Origin of the sequence: Trinickia symbiotica, assembly GCF_002934455.1 — a bacterium.
In the GTDB taxonomy this organism is placed as follows: Bacteria; Pseudomonadota; Gammaproteobacteria; order Burkholderiales; family Burkholderiaceae; genus Trinickia; species Trinickia symbiotica.
Window position 1 is genome coordinate 409,892 of record NZ_PTIR01000002.1, and the last position, 20,005, is coordinate 429,896.

General features: G+C 63.8%; 18 protein-coding genes. 10 read left to right on the plus strand and 8 right to left on the minus strand.

The genetic code is table 11. The features are described from left to right. The first annotated feature begins 267 nt into the window (after positions 1-267). From B0G57_RS05625 to B0G57_RS05660, 8 genes are all read left to right on the plus strand, one after another. Positions 268-756: a (2Fe-2S)-binding protein gene (locus tag B0G57_RS05625; protein ID WP_018439256.1), complete on the plus strand. Its 489-nt coding sequence runs from the start codon at positions 268-270 to the stop codon at positions 754-756. A gap of 13 nt (positions 757-769) precedes the next feature. Further along, entirely contained in the window at positions 770-3,157 is a 2,388-nt protein-coding gene (locus B0G57_RS05630; RefSeq protein WP_102606725.1) for a xanthine dehydrogenase family protein molybdopterin-binding subunit, read from the plus strand. Between the two features lie 15 nt (positions 3,158-3,172). Further along, the gene (locus tag B0G57_RS05635) at positions 3,173-3,973 is read left to right on the plus strand and encodes an FAD binding domain-containing protein (protein ID WP_018439254.1); all 801 of its coding nucleotides are present in this window, start codon (positions 3,173-3,175) and stop codon (positions 3,971-3,973) included. A gap of 100 nt (positions 3,974-4,073) precedes the next feature. Beyond that, a complete protein-coding gene (locus B0G57_RS05640; protein WP_018439253.1) occupies positions 4,074-4,961 on the plus strand; it encodes an AAA family ATPase in 888 nt (295 codons plus the stop codon). 3 nt (positions 4,962-4,964) lie between these two features. Beyond that, positions 4,965-6,215, plus strand: a complete 1,251-nt coding sequence (locus tag B0G57_RS05645; RefSeq protein ID WP_018439252.1) for a vWA domain-containing protein — start codon at positions 4,965-4,967, stop codon at positions 6,213-6,215. After that, entirely contained in the window at positions 6,206-6,814 is a 609-nt protein-coding gene (locus tag B0G57_RS05650) for a CoxG family protein (RefSeq protein WP_018439251.1), read from the plus strand. The genes B0G57_RS05645 and B0G57_RS05650 overlap by 10 nt, the downstream gene beginning before the upstream one ends. Beyond that, a complete protein-coding gene (locus B0G57_RS05655; protein WP_018439250.1) occupies positions 6,787-7,809 on the plus strand; it encodes an XdhC family protein in 1,023 nt (340 codons plus the stop codon). Before B0G57_RS05650 ends, B0G57_RS05655 begins: the two co-directional genes overlap by 28 nt. A 129-nt stretch (positions 7,810-7,938) precedes the next feature. Further along, positions 7,939-9,348, plus strand: coding sequence for a pyridoxal phosphate-dependent decarboxylase family protein (locus tag B0G57_RS05660; protein ID WP_018439249.1), 1,410 nt, complete (start codon positions 7,939-7,941; stop codon positions 9,346-9,348). 457 nt (positions 9,349-9,805) lie between these two features. Here B0G57_RS05660 and B0G57_RS05670 read toward each other — a convergent pair whose 3' ends face one another. Continuing rightward, the gene (locus B0G57_RS05670; protein ID WP_018439247.1) at positions 9,806-10,480 is read right to left on the minus strand and encodes a DUF433 domain-containing protein; all 675 of its coding nucleotides are present in this window, start codon (positions 10,478-10,480) and stop codon (positions 9,806-9,808) included. Between the two features lie 199 nt (positions 10,481-10,679). Between B0G57_RS05670 and B0G57_RS05675 the strand changes: the two genes are divergently transcribed. Further along, entirely contained in the window at positions 10,680-11,081 is a 402-nt protein-coding gene (locus tag B0G57_RS05675; RefSeq protein WP_223258550.1) for a hypothetical protein, read from the plus strand. 108 nt (positions 11,082-11,189) lie between these two features. On the opposite strand, the gene rhaS is transcribed toward B0G57_RS05675, so the two are convergent. From rhaS to B0G57_RS05700, 5 genes are all read right to left on the minus strand, one after another. Beyond that, positions 11,190-12,197, minus strand: a complete 1,008-nt coding sequence (gene rhaS, locus B0G57_RS05680; protein ID WP_018439245.1) for a rhamnose ABC transporter substrate-binding protein — start codon at positions 12,195-12,197, stop codon at positions 11,190-11,192. 117 nt (positions 12,198-12,314) lie between these two features. Continuing rightward, positions 12,315-13,316, minus strand: a complete 1,002-nt coding sequence (locus tag B0G57_RS05685; protein ID WP_018439244.1) for an ABC transporter permease — start codon at positions 13,314-13,316, stop codon at positions 12,315-12,317. Further along, a complete protein-coding gene (locus B0G57_RS05690; RefSeq protein ID WP_018439243.1) occupies positions 13,309-14,373 on the minus strand; it encodes an ABC transporter permease in 1,065 nt (354 codons plus the stop codon). The genes B0G57_RS05685 and B0G57_RS05690 overlap by 8 nt, the downstream gene beginning before the upstream one ends. Next, entirely contained in the window at positions 14,370-15,920 is a 1,551-nt protein-coding gene (locus B0G57_RS05695; protein ID WP_018439242.1) for a sugar ABC transporter ATP-binding protein, read from the minus strand. Before B0G57_RS05695 ends, B0G57_RS05690 begins: the two co-directional genes overlap by 4 nt. Positions 15,921-15,955: 35 nt before the next feature. Next, a complete protein-coding gene (locus B0G57_RS05700; RefSeq protein WP_018439241.1) occupies positions 15,956-16,864 on the minus strand; it encodes an amidohydrolase family protein in 909 nt (302 codons plus the stop codon). Positions 16,865-17,012: 148 nt separating this feature from the next. Here B0G57_RS05700 and B0G57_RS05705 point away from each other — a divergent pair, with 148 nt between their 5' ends. Further along, complete coding sequence (locus tag B0G57_RS05705; protein WP_018439240.1) at positions 17,013-18,005, plus strand: LysR family transcriptional regulator; 993 nt, start codon at positions 17,013-17,015, stop codon at positions 18,003-18,005. Here B0G57_RS05705 and B0G57_RS05710 read toward each other — a convergent pair. Together B0G57_RS05710 and rhmD are read right to left on the minus strand one after the other, a co-directional pair. Then, on the minus strand, positions 17,999-18,781 hold the full coding sequence (locus B0G57_RS05710) for an SDR family NAD(P)-dependent oxidoreductase (RefSeq protein ID WP_018439239.1): 783 nt from the start codon (positions 18,779-18,781) through the stop codon (positions 17,999-18,001). The two genes, B0G57_RS05705 and B0G57_RS05710, sit on opposite strands and share 7 nt — an antisense overlap. Positions 18,782-18,818: 37 nt before the next feature. Further along, a complete protein-coding gene (rhmD, locus tag B0G57_RS05715; RefSeq protein WP_018439238.1) occupies positions 18,819-19,997 on the minus strand; it encodes an L-rhamnonate dehydratase in 1,179 nt (392 codons plus the stop codon). Positions 19,998-20,005: the final 8 nt, after the last annotated feature.

Here is a 20,005-nt window from a genome sequence, read left to right on the forward strand (position 1 = left end):
GACAGGGTGCGTCCCGCCCGCGATTCGACGATTCGGCGGCTTGCCGGACGTTCCCCTCGTGAGCCCCAGCCGACGAACGGCAAGCGGAAAACGCAGCGCCTGCCGTCAAATTGTGCTTTACTTGCCGATGCATCTCGAATAACGAAGCACGGCTGGCTAATCGTCAAGATCAGCGGCACGGTCAAAGCGACGGTTGGCGGCGCGAGCGGCACCGAGCGCACTCGACTCGACTAGAAGTGCCGGTCTCGATCCCCAAGGAGACGATTCATGGCAATCAGCATCAGCCTGACGGTCAACGGTAAGCCGGTAACCGAGGAAGTCGAACCCTGCACCCTCCTCGTCCATTTCATCCGCGACGGCCTGCGCCTCACCGGCACACATATCGGTTGCGATACGGCGCAATGCGGCGCCTGCACCGTGCATCTGAACGGCCGCGCCGTGAAGGCGTGCAACGTGCTGGCCGTGCAGGCCGACGGCGCCGAGATCACGACGATAGAAGGCCTCGCGCGAGACAGAGAACTTCATCCGATGCAAGCGGCGTTTCGCGACTGCCACGGGCTTCAGTGCGGCTTTTGCACACCGGGCATGGTCATGAGCGCGGCCGCGCTCGCGGCGCAACGGCCTGAGCTCAGCGCGGATGAAGTGCGCCATCAGCTCGAGGGCAATCTTTGTCGCTGCACGGGCTACCACAACATCGTGAAGGCCGTGCTCGAAGGCGCCGCGGCGATGAAGAGCAGCGCGGGACAAGTCCGTTAAGGAGACCTGAACGATGAACGCACCCGAACAGCCAGGCTTGATCGGTGCTTCCGTCAAGCGCAAGGAAGACTATCGGTTCCTCACCGGAAGCGGACAATACACCGACGACGTTCTGCTTCCGCAGCAATCCTATGGCGTGTTTCTGCGCTCGCCGCACGCACACGCGCGCCTCGGCAACATCGATATCGAGGACGCGAAGCGCTCGCCGGGCGTGATCGCCATCTTCACCGGCGCGGACCTCGCGGCCGAGCGCGTCGGCGGCTTGCCGTGCGGATGGCTCATTCACAGCATCGACGGCACGCCGATGCACGAGCCGCCCCATCCCGTTCTCGCGGTCGACAAGGTGCGCCACGTCGGCGATCCCGTCGCGCTCGTCATTGCCGAGTCGGCAAAAGAGGCCAAGGACGCGGCCGAGCTCATCGAAGTCGAGTACGACGTGCTGCCCGCCGTGACCGACACGGCCCATGCGGCCGATTCGAGCCAGCCGCTCGTGCATGACAGCGTGCCCGGCAATGTCTGCTACACATGGGGCCACGGCGACAAAGCCGCAACCGATGCCGCGTTCGCGAAGGCCGCGCATGTGACGACGCTCGATATCGTCAACAACCGGCTCGTGCCGAATGCGATCGAGCCGCGCGCCGTCAACGCCAGCTATTCGAAGCAGGACGACAGCTACACGGTCTATGTCGCGAATCAGAATCCGCACGTCGAGCGGCTGCTGATGGCGGCGTTCGTGCTGTCACTGCCTGAATCGAAGCTGCGCATCGTGGCACCCGATGTCGGCGGCGGCTTCGGATCGAAGATCTTCCTCTATGGCGAGGATGTCGCGCTCACCTGGGCGGCTAAACGTGTCGGCCGCCCTGTCAAGTGGACGGCGGAGCGCTCGGAATCCTTCGTCTCCGACGCACACGGCCGAGATCATGTGACCAAAGCCGAGCTCGCGCTCGACGGCGACGGCCGGTTCCTCGCCATGCGCGTGCATACGATCGCGAACATGGGCGCGTATCTGTCGACGTTCGCGTCGTCGATACCGACGATCCTCTATGCGACACTGCTCGCCGGCCAATACGCGACGCCCGCGATCTATGCGGAAGTCAAGGCCGTCTTCACGAACACCGTGCCCGTCGATGCCTACCGCGGCGCAGGCCGCCCCGAAGCGACCTACGTCGTCGAACGCCTCGTCGAAACGGCCGCGCGCGAAATCGGTATGGATCCGGCCGAAATCCGCCGCCGCAATTTCATTCGCGAATTCCCTTACACGACGCCCGTGGGCCTCACGTACGACACCGGCGACTACGAAGCCTGCCTCGCCAGGGCGATCGAGCGCGCGGACGTGGCCGGTTTTGCGGCACGCAGGGACGCGTCGAAGCAAAACGGTAAACTGCGCGGCCTCGGTTATTCGTGCTACATCGAGGCGTGCGGCCTCGCGCCTTCGAGGCTCGCCGGCGCGCTGGGCGCACGCGCGGGGCTCTTCGAAGCCGGCGAAGTGCGCGTGCATCCAACGGGGACGGTCACCGTCTTCACCGGCTCGCACAGCCACGGTCAAGGGCACGAGACGACGTTCGCGCAAGTCGTGGCCGACCGGCTCGGCGTATCGATCGAAAACGTCGAGATCGTGCACGGCGACACGGGCCGCATTCCGTTCGGCATGGGCACCTACGGTTCGCGCTCGATCGCCGTCGGCGGCTCCGCGATCATGCGAGCACTCGACAAGATCGAGGCGAAGGCGAAGAAAATCGCCGCGCATCTGCTCGAAGCATCGGCAAGCGACATCGAGTTCAAGAACGGCGTCTTCCGCGTGGCTGGCACCGATCGCACGAAATCGTTCGCTGATGTCGCGCTCGCCGCCTATGTCCCGCACAACTATCCGCTCGAAGAGCTCGAGCCGGGCCTCGACGAGAATGCGTTCTACGATCCCACCAATTTCACTTATCCGGCGGGCGCCTACATCTGCGAGGTGGAAGTGGATCCGGACACGGGGGAAACACGTGTCGATCGATTCACGGCCGTCGACGACTTCGGCAACGTGATCAATCCGATGATCGTCGAGGGCCAGGTGCACGGCGGACTCGGCCAGGGGATCGGGCAGGCACTGCTCGAGCACTGCGAGTACGACAATGATACGGGGCAGTTGCTGTCGGGCTCTTATATGGATTACGCCATGCCGCGCGCATCGGATCTGCCCGACTTCACGGTGGAGACGATGAAGGGCACGCCGTGCACGCACAATCCGCTCGGCGTGAAGGGTTGCGGCGAAGCCGGCGCGATCGGCTCGCCGCCCGCCGTCATCAACGCCATCCTCGATGCGCTCGCGCCGCTCGGCGTCAAGGATATCCAGATGCCGGCCACCCCGCACCGGGTCTGGTCCGCCATCGCGGCGGCACGGCGATCGGCTCACTAAGCGAAGGAGTCCTCAATGTATTCGTATTCATTCGACTACGAGCGCGCCTCCGACGCGCAGGCAGCCGTCGCTTCGCTGACGGCCGACGGCGAAGCGAAGTACCTCGCGGGCGGTCAGAGCCTGTTGCCGACGATGCGGCTGCGGCTTGCTCAACCGGCCAAGCTCATCGACGTGACGCGCATCGCCGCGCTGAAGGAGATTCGCGTGGACGCGGCGATGGTTACGATCGGCGCGGCGGTCTGCCATGCGGACGTCGCCGAACATTTCGACATCCGGCGGGTATTGCCGGGGCTCGCCGAGCTTGCGGGCAACATCGGCGATCGACAGGTGCGCGCGCGCGGCACACTGGGCGGATCGCTCGCCAACGACGATCCGGCCGCCGATTATCCGGCTGCCGTGCTCGGGCTCGCGGCAACGATCGTGACCGACAGGCGACGAATCGCGGCCGACGACTTTTTCGTCGACATGTACGAGACCGCGCTCGAGCCCAGCGAGCTGATCGTGGCCGTGGAGTTCCCCGTGCCGCAAACGTGCGCCTACGAAAAATTCCGCAATCCCGCTTCGCAGTTCGCGCTCGTCGGCGTATTCGTCGCCCGGCATGCGGATGGCGTGCGCGTCGCCGTCACGGGCGCCGCTTCTTCGGTCTTTCGCTCGACGGAGCTCGAGAAGGCGCTCACCGCCGACTTCACGAGCGCGGCCGCGCGCTCCGTGACGATCGCACCCGACGGCCTCAACACCGATCTGCACGCGAGCGCCGATTACCGCGCGCATCTGATCCCCGTGCTCGCCGCGCGCGCGGTCGAGCGGGCACGCTAAATCGGAAGCGATGCACAATCGAACAATGCTAAGGACTTCGAAGTAATCACGGAGCACGGAATCGCGCCCTCACCGGGGCGCGGCTTCGGCCCAGGCGACGATGCAACCGACGACGATCGATGAGACGCTCGCTCAGCTCTCGGCAGAGGGTTACTTCGCGAGCCGCGAGTTGGCGACGGCGCTTTTTCTCGCGCTGCGCATGGATAGGCCGCTCTTTTTGGAGGGAGAACCCGGCGTCGGCAAGACGGAGCTCGCAAAAGCCGCGGCCGGCATGCTCGGCACGGCGTTGTTGCGCCTTCAATGCTATGAAGGTCTCGACACGGCAAGCGCGCTCTACGAGTGGGACTACCCGCGCCAGATCATGGCATTGCGTCTTGCGGAAGCGGCCGGCGAGCATCCGACCAACGACACGCTCTATCGCGGCGAATTCCTGCTCAAGCGCCCCCTGCTGCAGGCGCTGTTGCCCGACGAACAGCATCCGGGCGCGCAGCGTGTATTGCTGATAGACGAGATCGACCGCGCCGACGAGCCGTTCGAGGCGTTTTTGCTCGAGCTGCTTTCGGATTTCCAGGTCTCGATCCCCGAGTACGGCACGGTGCGCGCCGAGCGCGCCCCGCTCATCGTCATGACGTCGAATCGTACGCGCGAAGTGCACGATGCGTTGAAGCGCCGTTGTCTTTACCAATGGATCGACTATCCCGAGCGCGAGCGCGAGCTCGCCATCGTCGCCGCACGAGCCCCCGAAGCGGGCGCCGAGCTGCAGCGGCGCGCGGTCGGTTTCGTTCATCGTCTTCGCGCGATGGACCTATTCAAGGCGCCCGGTATCGCCGAGACGATCGACTGGTGCCGCGCGCTCGCCGCGTTGAGTGTCACTGAGCTCGATCCGCAATCGGTGCGGGACACGCTTGGCGTGCTGCTCAAGTATCAAGACGATCTGGCCCGCCTCGATGCCGAGCGCATCGCTCAATGTCTCGTTGCGCCGGAGTGAACGATGCCAGGCATCGAGCAGAACGCAGGAACCGGCGACGCACCGATGTTCGCGCGCAACGTCGTCCATTTCGTGCGGCTCTTGCGCGCGGCAGGACTGCCGATGTCGCCCGCGCATGCGGTCGATGCGCTGGAAGCGTTGCGTCTCATCGACGTAGGGCGTCGCGACGACGTGCAGGCCGCGCTCGCCGCGGTGCTCGTCTCGGCCCCGGACGAACGCGCGCTTTTCGATGCGGCGTTCGACGTGTTCTGGCGCGATCCCGATTGGGAAGGCCGCCTTCGCGCGCTGATGCTGCCGAAGGCAAAATCGGGCGTACCGCCTGCCCCGCGCAACAACCGGCTCGCGGATGCGCTCGCCAGTCGCGCTCGAGACGCTTCGCCCGATCATGTCGGCGAGGCAACGCAACACGAGTTGCACGCGCATGTGTCGTTCAGCGCCGAGGAACGGCTGCGTCGGCGCGACTTCGATACGCTGAGCGCCGACGAGTGGCGCATGCTGCGCCATCTGATCCGCAGCCGGCGCGTTTCGCTCGCGACCGAACCCACACGCCGTTTGCACGCTGCCTCGCATGGCACGCACGCCGATTTGCGCGCGAGCGCTCGCCAGGCCGTGCGTGAAGGCGGCGACTGGGTCGTCTGGAAATACCGCGCTGCGCGCGAGCGCAAGCCGCCGCTCGTCCTGCTGCTCGACATCTCCGGATCGATGAGCAGCTACTCGCGCGCGGTACTTTATTTTTGCCATGCGCTGCTGCACTCTCGCGAGCGCCTCCAGGTCTTTCTGTTCGGCACCCGCCTCACGAATGCGACGCGTGCGCTGCGCGAGCGCGATCCGGACATTGCAATCGCGGCGCTCGCCGAACACGTAGCCGACTGGTCCGGCGGCACGCGCATCGGCGCCGCGCTCGCCGAGTTCAATCGACGTTGGGCCAGGCGGGTTCTCTCGGGCCGCGCGACAGTCCTCCTCGTCACGGACGGACTCGATCACGAGGCCATCGATCTGCTCGAGACAGAAATGGCGCGGCTCGCGCGCTTCGCGCATCGCATCGTCTGGCTGAACCCCCTGTTGCGATATGCGCAGTTCACACCGCGTGCGCGCGGCATTCAGGCTATCCTCCCTCATGTCGACGCACACCGTCCCGTTCACAACCTGGACAGCCTGATCGCATTCGGGCACGACTTCGCTACGCTCGCGCGCGTCCCGCGCTTCCGAGCGGTCGCGTCGTCATCATCGGAAGGAGCGATGTCATGGAACTGACCGAGCAGCACATCCTGCCCGTTCCGCAACAGCGTGCGTGGGAGGCGTTGAACGACACAGCCGTCCTGCGCGCGACGATTCCTGGCTGCGAAAGCTTCGAGGCGGACGGCGAAAACGGCTACGCGGTCGCGATGCGCGCGGCGGTAGGGCCGGTCAAGGCGAATTTCAAGGGACGCATGTCGCTGACGGATATCAATGCGCCGCACAGTTATACCGTCGTCTTCGAAGGGCAAGGCGGCGTGGCCGGCTTCGCGAAGGGCACGGCCCAGGTCGTGCTGGAAGCCGAGAGTGAAACGTCGACAAAGCTTTCGTATACGGCGAAAGCGCAAGTCGGAGGAAAGCTCGCGCAAATCGGCTCGCGACTCGTCGATGGCGCTGCGCGTAAGATTGCGGGTGAATTCTTCAAACGTTTCTCGGCGTATCTGACGGGCGAGGCTGAGCCGGACGCGCAGGCGGCCGAGTCCGAAAGCCCCGACGGCGCCGGCGACAATACCAGTGCGCAAGCGGCCGATCCGTCGGAACGCGCGGCCGAAGCCGCCGAGCATGCGCCTGGAGGAAAGGGACATAAATCATGGAAAGCGTGGATCTCGAAGTTCTGAGGTCGAGCGTGCGATGGCTCGAGGACGGCCATCGCGTATTGCTCGTGACGGTGGTGAAGACGTGGGGCTCGTCGCCGCGCCCGCAGGGCGCGATGCTCGCCGTGCGCGACGACGGCCTCGTGGTCGGCTCGGTTTCGGGCGGATGCATCGAAGACGATCTGATCGACCGTGTGCGCCGCGCGGGCATCGAGCAAACGCGGCCGGAGGCGGTCAAGTACGGCATTTCCGCCGAGGAAGCCCATCGCTTCGGGCTGCCCTGCGGCGGCACGATCGAGCTCGTGCTCGAGCCGCTGACGCAGGCAAGCCGTATCGAAGAACTCTGCCATGACGTCGAGGCGGGGCGGCTCGTCGCTCGGACGCTCGATTTGGAGACGGGTATCGCCACGCTCGCGGCGGCGCAAGCGACGGACGGCCTCGAGTTCGACGGTAAGCGGCTCTTGACGATTCATGGGCCGCGCTATCGGATGCTCGTGATCGGCGCGGGGCAGTTATCGCGCTATCTCGCCAGCATCGCAGTGGGGCTCGACTATCAGGTCACCATTTGCGATCCGCGCGAAGAGTACACCGACGAGTGGGACGTGCCCGGCACGACTGTCGTGCGGACGATGCCCGACGATACCGTCCTCGATATGCGGCTCGACGAGCGCTCGGCCGTCATCGCGCTGACGCACGATCCGAAACTCGACGACCTTGCCCTGATGGAAGCGCTGAAGACACCCGCGTTTTACGTCGGCGCCCTTGGCTCGCGCCGCAATAATGCCGCGCGACGCGAACGCCTGAAAGAGTTCGATCTGACCGACGCGGAGCTTGCGCGGCTGCACGGGCCTGTGGGGATCTACATCGGCAGCCGGACGCCGCCCGAAATCGCCATTTCGATTTTGGCTGAAGTCACCGCGGCAAAGAACGGCGTATCGTTGCCGACACTGCTGCAGGTGGAAGGCGCCAAGGCCGCCCGGGAACAGGCGGCGAGCGAAGGCTCCTCTTGCAAGGTCTGAGTGGCGCGGCCATAAGGTGCCCCGTTTCCTGAGTGGACGCCAGCCTCCCGGGGCAACCGCGCACGCAGAGATCGATGGATCGTAAGACAATCGCTCAGTAGTCCCAATCAAACACTCGCCGAAAATCGCATGAGCCAATCGTCGCCGTTCCGCCCTGCCCTCGAACACGCCCTCGATCACGCGCTGGCTCATCTCGACAACCTCTCACGCCATTCCGTCGCAGCGAACGCCACGCTCGAATCGTTGCGTGCTCGCCTCGGGAAGCCGCTCGGCGAAGAGGGCGTGGCCGCGGATCGGGTCATCGACGAGCTGGTTGCCGACACGGCGGGCGGCATCGTCGGCAGCGCGGGCGGTCGTTTCTTCGGCTGGGTGATAGGCGGAGCGCTGCCGGCGGCGCTCGGCGCCGATTGGCTCACGAGCGCCTGGGATCAAAACGCGGCGTCATACGCTTGCGCGCCTGCGGAAGCGGTCGTCGAGGAGGTGTGCGGTGCGTGGCTGAAGGATCTGCTGCGGCTCCCGCACGATGCGAGCTTTGCGTTGACGAGCGGTTGCCAGATGGCGCACCTGACCGCCCTCGCCGCCGCACGGCATGCGCTGCTGGAGCGGCGCGGCTGGCAAGTCGAGAGCGATGGTCTCTTCGGCGCGCCAAAAATTCGCGTGCTCAGCAGCGACCAGTTTCACGGCAGCGTGACGCAGGCGCTGCGCCTTCTCGGAATGGGGACGAGCGCCATCCAGCCGTTGCCGTCGAATGAGGCGGGTCAACTCGAAGCGGTCACGCTCGAAGCCGCGCTGCGAGAATCGCCCGATACGCCGACGGTCGTGCTGCTGCAGGCGGGCGATCTCAACATCGGTGCATTCGATGCGTATCTCCAACTGATTCCGCTCGCGCATCGATATGGCGCCTGGGTTCATATCGATGGAGCGTTCGGGCTCTGGGTCAATGCCAGCGCGCGGTACCGCCATCTGCTCGAAGGCGTCGAGCAGGCGGACTCATGGGCCACCGACGGGCACAAATGGCTCAATGTTCCTTACGATAGCGGCTTCGCGTTCGTCGCGCATCCCGACGCTCATCGCAATGCAATGTCGCATCATGCGAGCTATGTCTCGTACAACGAGCAGGTGCGGGAGCAAAAGGACTGGACGCCCGTCTGGTCCCGCCGAGGCCGCGGTTTCGCCGCCTACGCGGCGCTGCGGGAACTCGGCCGCAACGGCGTCGCCTCGCTCATCGAGCGGAACTGCGACGCGGCGCGAGCGTTGGCGTACGGAATCTCGGCGCTGCCGGGCGTGGTGGTCGTCCGAGAACCGCAGATCAATCAAGGGCTCGTTCGCTTCCTCGATCCGCGTCCGGGCGCGACCGAGCAGGATCACGACGCGCGGACCGATGCCGTCACGCAGTCCGTGCTCCAAACGGGCGAAGCGCTTTTCAGCAATACGACGTGGCGCGGGAAGCGGTATATGCGGATTTCGGTTTGCAACTGGCAAACGAATGACGATGACGTCGCTCGGGCGATCGCGGCGGTGGCGAGCGTTGTCCGATAATCAACAACTGGATCGAGCAATCGCTGCTCTTAGGGAAGTCGTCCACCTCTACGGCGTCTGGAATGCCGTAGCGCAAGATCGTGACCTCACCGCATTCGTCCTCGACCACTTCGAGAGCCTGGTTGACGAGGTCGTCCAGCGTCGCCACTTCTTGTAGAGCGTAGCCAAATAGCTCGGTCTGGCGGTCAGGGCTCATCGTAAATGCCGAAGCCAGACAGATTAGCCCGGCATGAATCGCTTCCCGGGCGTAAAGCCCTCCCGGCGGACTTGCGTCCGGCCCGCGGAAATCGACTGCGTTATGCCGTGTAGTCGCCATCAATCGCAAAGCGGACCAACCGATGATCCTTCATCCCCGATAGACCGCGATCACACCCGCATGTGGATTCCCAATGTCCTGCGGCCCGCGCCACTTTGACGAGGCCCGGCCACAAACATTCATCGATCAGAAAGCGGTACCTCACTCGCCGCTCTTTGCTCGACGAACCACCTTTTTACTAATCAACCGCAGTTGAGCATTTGTTTCGTCGAGCCGCCGCGGGCGCCCAGGGCGAGGATGCGCCTTCATGTATATCTCCGCGTCGACCAATAACTGCTCGGTCAAAAACGGATAGGCGGCCCGCAGCTCTTCGAGCGGTATGCCGCTTTCACGCGCGGCAAGCACGTTGGCGACGGGCACGCGCGTCCCTGCGAAGCAAGGAGCACCGCTCAATACGTCCGGGTCTTCCACGATGTGCAGCGAAGCATCAGAGACTTGCGACGCGCGTCGCGATGCCTCCTCGACGAAGCGAGCTAAGAACACGGTAAACGTTTCGCTCGCGACGCTCCAATCGAAGCCGGCTCGTAGCACCCACTCGCTTAGCGCAAGAAAATCATCGAAATCCGGCCGTACCGATAGCCTCTCGATCAGCGTTTGGATGACTTTCACTCGCGCAGCACGCGTCAAGTCTTCGCTCGCCCTGAAGTAGAAGAGGGCGATCGGCGCCGTAAGCGGCGCAAAGCGACGCCCCTCGCCACGAAAGAAGAGAACCGCCGGCAAAACGTTTTCGTCGACCAGCCGGTTCACCTCTTTGTCCGTCAAGCCGGCTATGAAGGCGATCTCGGCAGCCGACACTCCGTTTTTAGCGCTCAGCATGGTGGTGCTCCAGGTTCTGGTCCGACGGGGCAAAATATTTCCGACCTATCGGAAACATTATAACCGATCCGCGAATCTTGACAACGGTAGGCCCAGCCCTAAGCGACCCAGCCGCCACAGCTTCGTGGTTGGTTGCGGCACCCGGCACGGATGTCTATCCTCTTTGTGCCGGAGTCATATCTCGATGCAGGGAGGTCGAATGGGCACCATATCCGCGACCGCGTTCAGATTGCCGCCGTCCGTCAGCTCTCTACTATTTGGCTTGTTCGCCATGTCGGGCATCGCCGCCACGGCGGCCGGCTCCGATGCCCCGGCTGCGCAAAGCATCGAGGTCTTGTCCGGCACCTATGGCTCGAATTGTGGCCTGCCCCGCGGCAACGTAAGCCGTGATCTCACGCGCCGATGCGACGGGAGCGAAACTTGTTCATACGAATTGGGGGATCGGTTCGCGAGCGAGCCTATGAAACAGTGTCGCCCTGATTTCCTGGCCGAATGGCGCTGCGGAAATGTCGAGCTTCATACCGCCGCGTTGGCTCCTGGAGCAAAGCCTGGCGACACCCTCGTGCTGAGCTGCGCGCGGGTAACAGGCGCTGGCAAGTGACGACCATTGGCGCGGTCGAGGGAGGGCCGTCCCGTATCGATCAAGACCGGCTAACGCCCGGTGTCGTCATCGCAATCGGATGGCAATGCGCCGGGCGTTGCGAGAGACTTAGAAATTGAAGTTGTCGATATTCGACGCGTCGAACGTCGTCGGCGGCCCCAGGATGATTTCGCCGTCCTTGCCGATGGTCCGCTTGCCGAGCTTGCCCGCATCGAACGATTCGCCTTCCTTGCCCGTGATCGCGCCCGAAGCGAGATTTGCCGCGGCATAAGCGGCGAGGTAGCCGAGCTGGCCCGGATCCCAGAGCTGGAACGCCTTGACGGTGCCATCCTTCACGAACGCGCGCATTTGATTCGGCGTACCGAGCCCCGTCACCGCCACCTTGCCTTTGTAGGGCGACGAAGCGATATAGCGTGCGGCGGCGGCAATGCCCACCGAGGTCGGCGCGACGATCGCCTTCAGATTCGGATACGCTTGCAGCAAGCCCTGGGTCTCGACGAAGGACTTCTGATCGTCGTCGTTGCCGTAGGCGATCTTCACGAGCTTCATCTTCGAGTACTCGGGCTTCTTGAGCTCCTCCTGCATCCACTTGATCCAGGTGTTCTGATTCGTCGCATTCGGCGTTGCGGACAGAATCGCGAATTCACCCTCGCCGCCCATCAGTTTCGAAACGAGCTGAATCTGCCCGCGGCCGATGCTCTCGGCATTAGCCTGATTGACGAACAGTTGTCGACCCGCCGGCGCCGTATCGGAATCGAACGTCACCACCTTGATGCCCTGCGCCATCGCTCTCTTCAGGTACGGAACGAGAGCGTTCGCATCGTTGGCGGCAATGACGATCGCATTCTGTCGTTGCGTGGTGAGTGTGTTGATGTACGAAACTTGCGACGACGCACCCGCATCCGAAGGGCCAACGACCTTGCCGTCGCCCTTGAACTCCTTGATAGCCTCCATTCCTCCATTGTCGGCGATGACTTCATAGGGATTGTTGATCTGCTTCGGAACGAAAGCGATCTTGAGCCCTTCCTTGATGCTGGCCGCGGATGCCGTTGTGCCGATCGCAAAAAGCATCGCACAAAGCACCGCGGATGCGGCACGGCCTGACAGCTTCAACATGAATCGTCTCCTCTTCGAATAATCGGACGCGCGTCCGAGTCATTGCCACACAATCGAACTGCACGATGATGAAGACCCGCTTTCATCGAATGCCCGTCGCCGGCGATGCTTCACGCATCACTCCGCAACGAGCCGCTTGTCCCGCCCCGCGCGCCACCGGGCGGCCAGATTCGGAATCAGCACCGAGGCGAGCAGCAATGCACCGGTGACGATCGTGAGTGTTTCGCTCGATACGTCGACGAGCGTCAAACCATTCTTCAGCACGCCGACGATCAGCAGCGACAGCATCACGCCGTACATCGAACCCCGTCCGCCGAAGATGCTGACGCCGCCGAACAGCACCGCCGCGATGACGGACAGCTCGAAGCCTTCGCCGTTATCGCCGCGCGCGCTCGTAAAGCGCAGCGTGTAAAGGATGCCGGCGAGCGCGCTCATCGCTCCCGACAGCACGAAGAGGCGCAGCTTGATCTTGCCGACTTCGATTCCCGAAAAAGCGGCTGCCGATGCATTCGCTCCGATCGCATAGAGACTCCGCCCGAACGCCGTTGCCTGAAGCAGCACCGTGAAGGCCACGGCCGCCACGATGACGATCGTGAACGGCAAAGGAATGAACGTGGAGCCGAGCGTATTCATGCCGAAGAGCGTATATCCGGGCGGAAAATCGGCGACAGCCTGATCGCCAAGCAGCACGTATGCAACGCCGCGAAAAAGCGCGAGCGTGCCGATCGTCACGGCAAGGGACGGCAGTCCGAGCTTCACGACGATAAGCCCATTGAGAAGTCCGGCCAACGCACCGGCCAGGAGCACGAGCAGCATGACGACAGGCATGGGCAGTCCCGCATGCCAGAGCACGCCCATCAAGGCGCTAGAGGCACCGAGGACGGACGCCACGGAAAGATCGATCTCGGCCGCGACGATGATGAGCGTCATCGGCAATGCCATCAGCGCGATTTCGGTGAGCTCGGCAAGCGCGTTGGCGAGATTGGCCGAACTCATAAAAACCGGCGACAGCACGCGTCCAAGAATGAGCGATGCGAGCAGGATGACGACGAGCAGCGCCTCCCACTGCAACGGGATGCCGGACGTGCGCGTGCGCGCCGCCGAATCGGGCTTAGCCATGTTCGCGTTTCCTCATCATGCGCTTGGCCACCGAGCGGGCAAGCAACGTATCGGTTGCGATCGCCGCGACAATGAGCGCGCCTTCGATCGCCTGTTCCCAGAACGGTGAGACATGCAGCACCACGAGCGCAATGCTGATCACGCCGAGCACGAGCGCGCCCAGCGTGGCGCCGAGAATCGTGCCGACGCCGCCCGTGATCGCCACGCTGCCGACGACGGCCGCCGCGACGACTTGGAGCTCGATGCCCTTGGCCGTTCCGGCCTCGACGGTGCCGAAACGTGCAAGCCAGAGCGCGCCGGCAAGACCGGCTATCGCGCCGGAAATCAGAAAGCCCGCCATCACGCGCCGCTCGACATTGATCCCCGCGAGCCGGGCCGCTTCGAGGTTCGATCCAATCGCGTAGTGCTCGCGGCCGGGGCGAAACTGTTTCAGATAAACCGAGAGCGCAACGAGCAGCGCGGCGGCAATGAGGACGAGCGACGGCACGCCGAACACCGAGCCTGTCGCAAGGCGGGAAAACGCTTCGGGCAGGCTTGTCGCGTTGATCTGGCCGCCGTGCACCCACGCATAGTCCGCCCCGCGGAATATATAGAGCGTGGACAACGTCGCGACGAGCGATGGCACGCGGCCGACTGCGACGAGCAACCCGTTGATCGCGCCGGCAACGAGCCCGATCGCGATGCCCGAAGCCAACGCCACGACGACGGGCATGTGAGGAAACGTCACATAAAGACTGCCGACCGCATAAGCGCTGATGCCGACCGTCGACCCGATCGAAAGATCGATATGGCGCATCAGGATGACGATCGTCATTCCGGCCGTCAGCAGGCTGATGATCGAGACGTTGAGCAGCACGTCCCGCAAGTTCTGCAGATTGAGAAACTGCGGCTCGGCGAGGGCCGTTGCGCCGATCAGCAACAGCAAGACGACAAAGAGTGTGCTTTCCCTGCTCTGCAAAAGCTTCTCGACGAAGCGCCGGCTGCCGTCGCGACGGCCGGCCGCGTCGGCCTTCTGATGCCGCAAAGTCTCGGCGTGAGTGGTCGAATGGCGCATCATGCCGCGTGCCCAAGATGAATGTTCGATTGCCCGACCGCCGCCGCCATGATTCGCTCCTCCGTCGCCTCGGCGCGCGAAAGCTCGGCGCTGATTTTTCCCTCGTGCATGACGAGAACGCGATCGGCCATGCCGATCACTTCGGGCAATTCGCTCGAGATCATCAGTACGGCGAGGCCCTCGCGCACGAGGCCCGCGAGCGTGCCGTACACTTCCGCCTTCGCGCCGACGTCGATGCCGCGCGTCGGCTCATCGATGATCAATACCTTCGGGCCCGTGGCCAGCCACTTGCCGAGCACGACTTTTTGCTGATTGCCGCCCGACAATGTGCCGACGGGCGCGAGCAAATCGCTCGCCTTCAGTTGCAATTGCTTGCCCCATCGACTCGCGAGGGCGACTTCGCGCGCGGTCGATAGGAGTCCGAAGCGAGTCAGCCGGCCGAGGACCGTCATCGACGCATTGCGTGCGATGCTGAGCTCGAGCGCCAGGCCCTGTTGCCGGCGATCTTCGGGGACGAGCGCAAGGCCGGCCCGGATCGATGCCGCCGGTTGCCCCATCGCGAGCCGCTTGCCCGCGACATGCACGTGTCCGCTGTCGCTGGGATCGATGCCGAAGATCGCGCGCGCCACCTCGCTGCGTCCCGCGCCGACGAGCCCCGCGAGCGCAGCGATCTCGCCCGCGCGAACATCGAACGAAATGTCATGAAAAACGCCGGTACGCGTGAGCCCGCGCACGGAGAGCAATACTTCGCCGGGCTGCACGTCCGCTTTAGGATAGAACGTCTCCAAATCGCGGCCGACCATCTTCGCGACGATCGTTGCCGTGTTTAGCTCGCTCACGGGTGCGTCGGAAACCTTTGCACCGTCCCGCATGATCGTGACGTGCTGCGCGAGCGCAAACACCTCCTCCAGGCGATGCGTGATGAAGAGAATCGCGACGCCGCGCTCGCGCAGCTTGCGCACGATCGCGAAGAGCCGTTCGACCTCGGGCAGCGAGAGCGCCGCTGTCGGCTCGTCCATGATCAGCACGTTCGCGTTGAGCGAAAGCGCCTTTGCGATTTCGATCACCTGCTGATCGGCGATCGAGAGGCCCCGCACCGGCTGCTCGGCTCGCAGCTCGACGCCGAGCGAAACGAGCAACGCATCGACTTCGCGGCACATCGTGCCGTATTCGATGCGCCCAAGGCGATCGACAGGCTGACGACCCATATAGATGTTTTCGGCGATAGAGAGATCGAAGAACAGCGTCGGCTCTTGATAGATCACCGCGATTCCCGCATCGCGCGCCTGGGCCGGCGAGGACAATTGCCGCTCGATGCCGTCGATGCGCAGCGTTCCACTATCGGGCTGGTGAACACCCGCCAGGATTTTGACGAGCGTCGATTTGCCGGCACCGTTCTCGCCCAGCAGCGCATGGACCTCGCCCGGCCAAAGCGTCAGGTTGCCCTCCGCGAGCGCAAGCACACGGCCGAACGATTTGCGCGCGTGGCGCAACTCGAGGCGCGGCACACGTGCGCTCTCCGTATTCGTCTCCAAGCTCGTCTCCTTCATCGTCGGCGAACGGCGCGAACCGCCGCGCCCGCCGATCAGATTCTGTAAATACGTTCCGCGTTCGTGCGAAAAAGCGCCGCCTTCTCGTCGTCGCTGGCTCCGCTCACGATCTCCGCATACGCATGCCAAAGATCGGAATAGGACGCGAAGAGCCTGTCGACCGGAAAGTTCGACGCGAACATCGCGCGCTCGACGCCGAACGTATCGATCGTCTGCAATACGTATGGCCTGAAGCTCTCGATCGTCCACCTGTGATCGAACATGGCAAGCCCGCTGATCTTGACCGTGACGTTCGGCAAGGCGGCGAGCGCACGGAGCCCGTCGCGCCACTCGCGATAACCGGCGACGCTATGTCGATCGACGAACATGCCCGCGTGATTGACGATGATTTGAATGCCCGGATGCGCGCGGGCGACCGCCGCCGCCTCTTCCATCTGCGACGGATAGAGCTGCATGTCGAACGACAGCGCGAATCGCTCGAGCAGCGCGAAGTTCGCGCGCCAAGTTTCATCGCGCAGATAGTGACGCTGGACGTAGTTGTAGAGCGGATTCGGATGGACGTTCAGAATCTGCCGGATCCCTCGCATGTTGGCGAAAACGGCATGCGCCGCGAGCGTATCCGCCGCGTCGGGAGCCGATAGGTCGGCCGCCGCCACGATGGCCTCGGGAAGACGGTGCTTTGCGTTGCCTCGCTGCTGACCGGCATCCGCCAGCGACTGCAGCCAACGCGTCTCTTCCACTGGATCGGCCGGATCGTGATTCGCTTCGACGTGCACCACCTTCAACACGTCGATGTCGCCCGAATCGGCGAGGAAGTCTGAAGGCAGATAGTTATGCTTGAGACGGCGTGCGTCCCCCACGAACGACGTGCCAGGATCGTCGAGCCACGGGTAACGGTGGCTATCGAGATCCCAGAAGTGGACATGCGGATCGACGACTTGCATGACGCGTTGCTCCTATGTCTCCGTCTTTATCGTTTTCCCGCTTCTGGGCGGGACTTTGCTGCGACTATAATCCGTGCATCGATAGCAAACCAATCCGTAGTTGGGATCGGGCGATCGACAAACCGAATCGCAGGAGCCCACGAGAACCATGAACCGTCAGGCCGCCACTGTTGCACTCGTCAACCGGCTCAAGTTCAAACATCTAGCACTCCTCGTCGCGCTCGACGACGCACGCAACGTTCATCAAGCCGCCGAAACGATCAACGTCGCGCAGCCGAGCGCGAGCCGCATGCTCAGCGATATCGAAGAAGCCTTCGGCTTCCGTCTTTTCGAGCGCAACGCGCGCGGCATGCAGCCGACGGCCCTCGGCGTCGTCACGCTGGCTTACGCGCGCCGCGCGCTGGCCGAGCTCACGCGCTTCGCGGAAGACCTCGACGTAAAGCGCAAGGGCGGGCACGGCCAGCTCACCGTCGGCGCCATCATGGGTGCCGCGCCCGACCTGCTCGCCACGGCCGTCGCGACGCTCAAGACCGAGCGCCCGCTGCTCAACGTCCGCGTGCTCGGCGAAACGAGCGATCAGGTCGTGCAACTGCTGCATCGCCGCGAAGTCGACCTCGCGCTCGGCCGCTTGACCACACCGCTGCAACACAACGATTTCGACTTCGAGCCGCTTGCGCGCGAAACGCTGATGCTCATCGTGCGGACGCGGCATCCGCTCGCCGGCACGGCGAGCATCACCTTGCGCGAGCTCATGGACTGGCCTTGGGTCGCGCAGCCTGTCACGAGTCCCGCCCGCGTCCTGTTCGAAGAGGAACTTGCGCGTGCGGGGCTTGCGACGCCCGTCAATCTGACCGAGTGCGCATCGATCTTTGCCACGCTGCAATTGCTCGAGAAATACGACGCCATTGCGATGCTGCCCGAATCCGTCGTGCGCGATCACGTGCGCGGCAAGCTGCTCGTGCCTTTGCCGCTGGAAATCGGCAAGAGCTTGCCGGGATTCGGCATTCTCACACGCAAGGAAGAGCCGCTCGCGGAGCCGGCCGAGCATTTTGTCGGGCTGTTGCGCCGCTTCTCGCAACCGCTCACCACCGATCATGCGACATCCGGCCGTCATGTCTCGTCCTCGCTGCCAATCTATTGAAGATTGACGAAAAGCCCGCCATCGACGAGCAGCGCGGCACCCGTCACATAGCGGGCACGATCCGACGCCAGAAAGACGACGCACTCGGCGACGTCCTCGGGGGCGCCGAGCCTGCCGAGTGGAATCCGCTTTTCGAAGTAGGCACGCTTGCTTTCGTCCGCGAGATCGTCCGCATTGAGATCGGTGGCAATCGTGCCCGGCATGACCGAATTGCAGCGAATGCCGTAGGGTCCCAATGCGATCGCGCACGACTGCATCAGCGAGTGGACGCCGGCTTTCGTCGGCGTGTAGTGCGCCTGCATGCCGCCGCCGACGAGTGCGCTGATCGAGCTCGTCGCCACGATCGCGCCACCCGTTCCCTGCTCTTTCATCTGGCGCGCCGCGGCTTGCGTTACGTAGAACGCGCCGTTCAAATTGACGCCGACCGTGCGCTCGAGCACCGAGGGCGGCATGTCGAGGAAGGCATGAAACGGGCAAATGCCCGCGTTGCTGGCCAGCACGTCGACCTTGCCGAACGCCTCGACGGTCTGCCGCACGAGATCGACGCCCGTTTGCGGCGCCGCGACGTTGCCTTCGACAGCGATTGCGCGGCGGCCAAGGTTCTCGATTTCCGCGAGCACTTCCGATATCGCCGAGCGGCGTCCGTACGAGGCGTCGTTATCGCTCCAATAGTTGATCGCGACATCGGCGCCTTCGCGCGCGGATGCGATGGCAATCGCCCGGCCGATGCCGCGCGATCCGCCCGTGACGATCACGACTTTATCCTTGAGCAGCACGTGTCTCTCCTTTCAGCCATGCTTCGTGATCGACGCGTCAATGCGAGTAAGGCCGCACGAGCGCGCATTCGGGATTGAGCCGCACGCCGAAGCCCGGCGTATCCGGCACCTTCATGCGTCCGTTGACGGGAACGGGCTCGTCGAGCAAGAGCGGCGTGAACATCGGCACGACCTGATCGGCTTTCGGCGCCATCATCAGGAACTCCGCGAACGGCGAGTTATGCCGCGTCACGACGAAGTGATAGCTATAGACCGACGAACCGTGCGGCACGACCAAGACATTGTGGGCATCCGCGAGCGCCGAGATCTTGATGAGTTCGGTGATGCCGCCGCACCAGCCGACGTCCGGCTGAATCAAGTCGCAGCAGCCCATTTCGAGCAGCATGCGAAAGCCCCAACGCGTCGCCTCGTGCTCACCCGTCGAAACCATCATGCCGCGCGGCACGTTGCGGCGCAGTTCCGCGTATCCCCAATAGTCGTCGGGCGGCAGGCATTCCTCGACCCATTTGAGCCCATACTCGTGCGCCGCCTTGGCGAGCCGCGTCGCGTAGGGCAGATCGAGGCTCATCCAGCAATCGAACATCAGCCAGAAATCGTCGCCGACGCGCTGGCGCATGTCGGCAAGCTGCTCGATGTTCTTTCTGAGACCGTCTTCGCCTTCGGCAGGGCCATGCTGTAGCGGAAGCTTGCCGCCGATGAATCCCATTTGTTTCGCCAGGTCGGGGCGCGCGCCCGTGGCATAGAACGTGAGCTCATCCCGCACCGGGCCGCCGAGCAGTTGATAGACAGGCTCCTGCCGGACCTTTCCGAGCAGATCCCAAAGCGCGAGATCGACGCCGGAGATCGTATTGAGCACGATGCCCTTGCGACCGTAATAAAGCGTCGCATAGTACATCTGGTCCCACATCTTCTCGATGTCGGTCACGCGCTGGCCTTCGAGAAAGCGCGCAAGATGTTTCTCGACGATGAATGCACCGATCTCCCCGCCCGTCGTGACGGCGAACCCGACCGTACCGTCGCTGGCCTCGATTTCGACGACGAGCGTGCCCAGCACATTGATGCCGAACGACCGGCGGCTTTGCCGATACTCAGGGTAGCGTGCCATCGGCGTCGCGATATGGTCGTCGATCCAATGTCCGTCCGATTGATCGTGATAGTCCGCGCCGCCGCCGCGAACGACGAACGCGCGCACCGCTTTGATGGTTGGCATGGCCATGTAGGTAG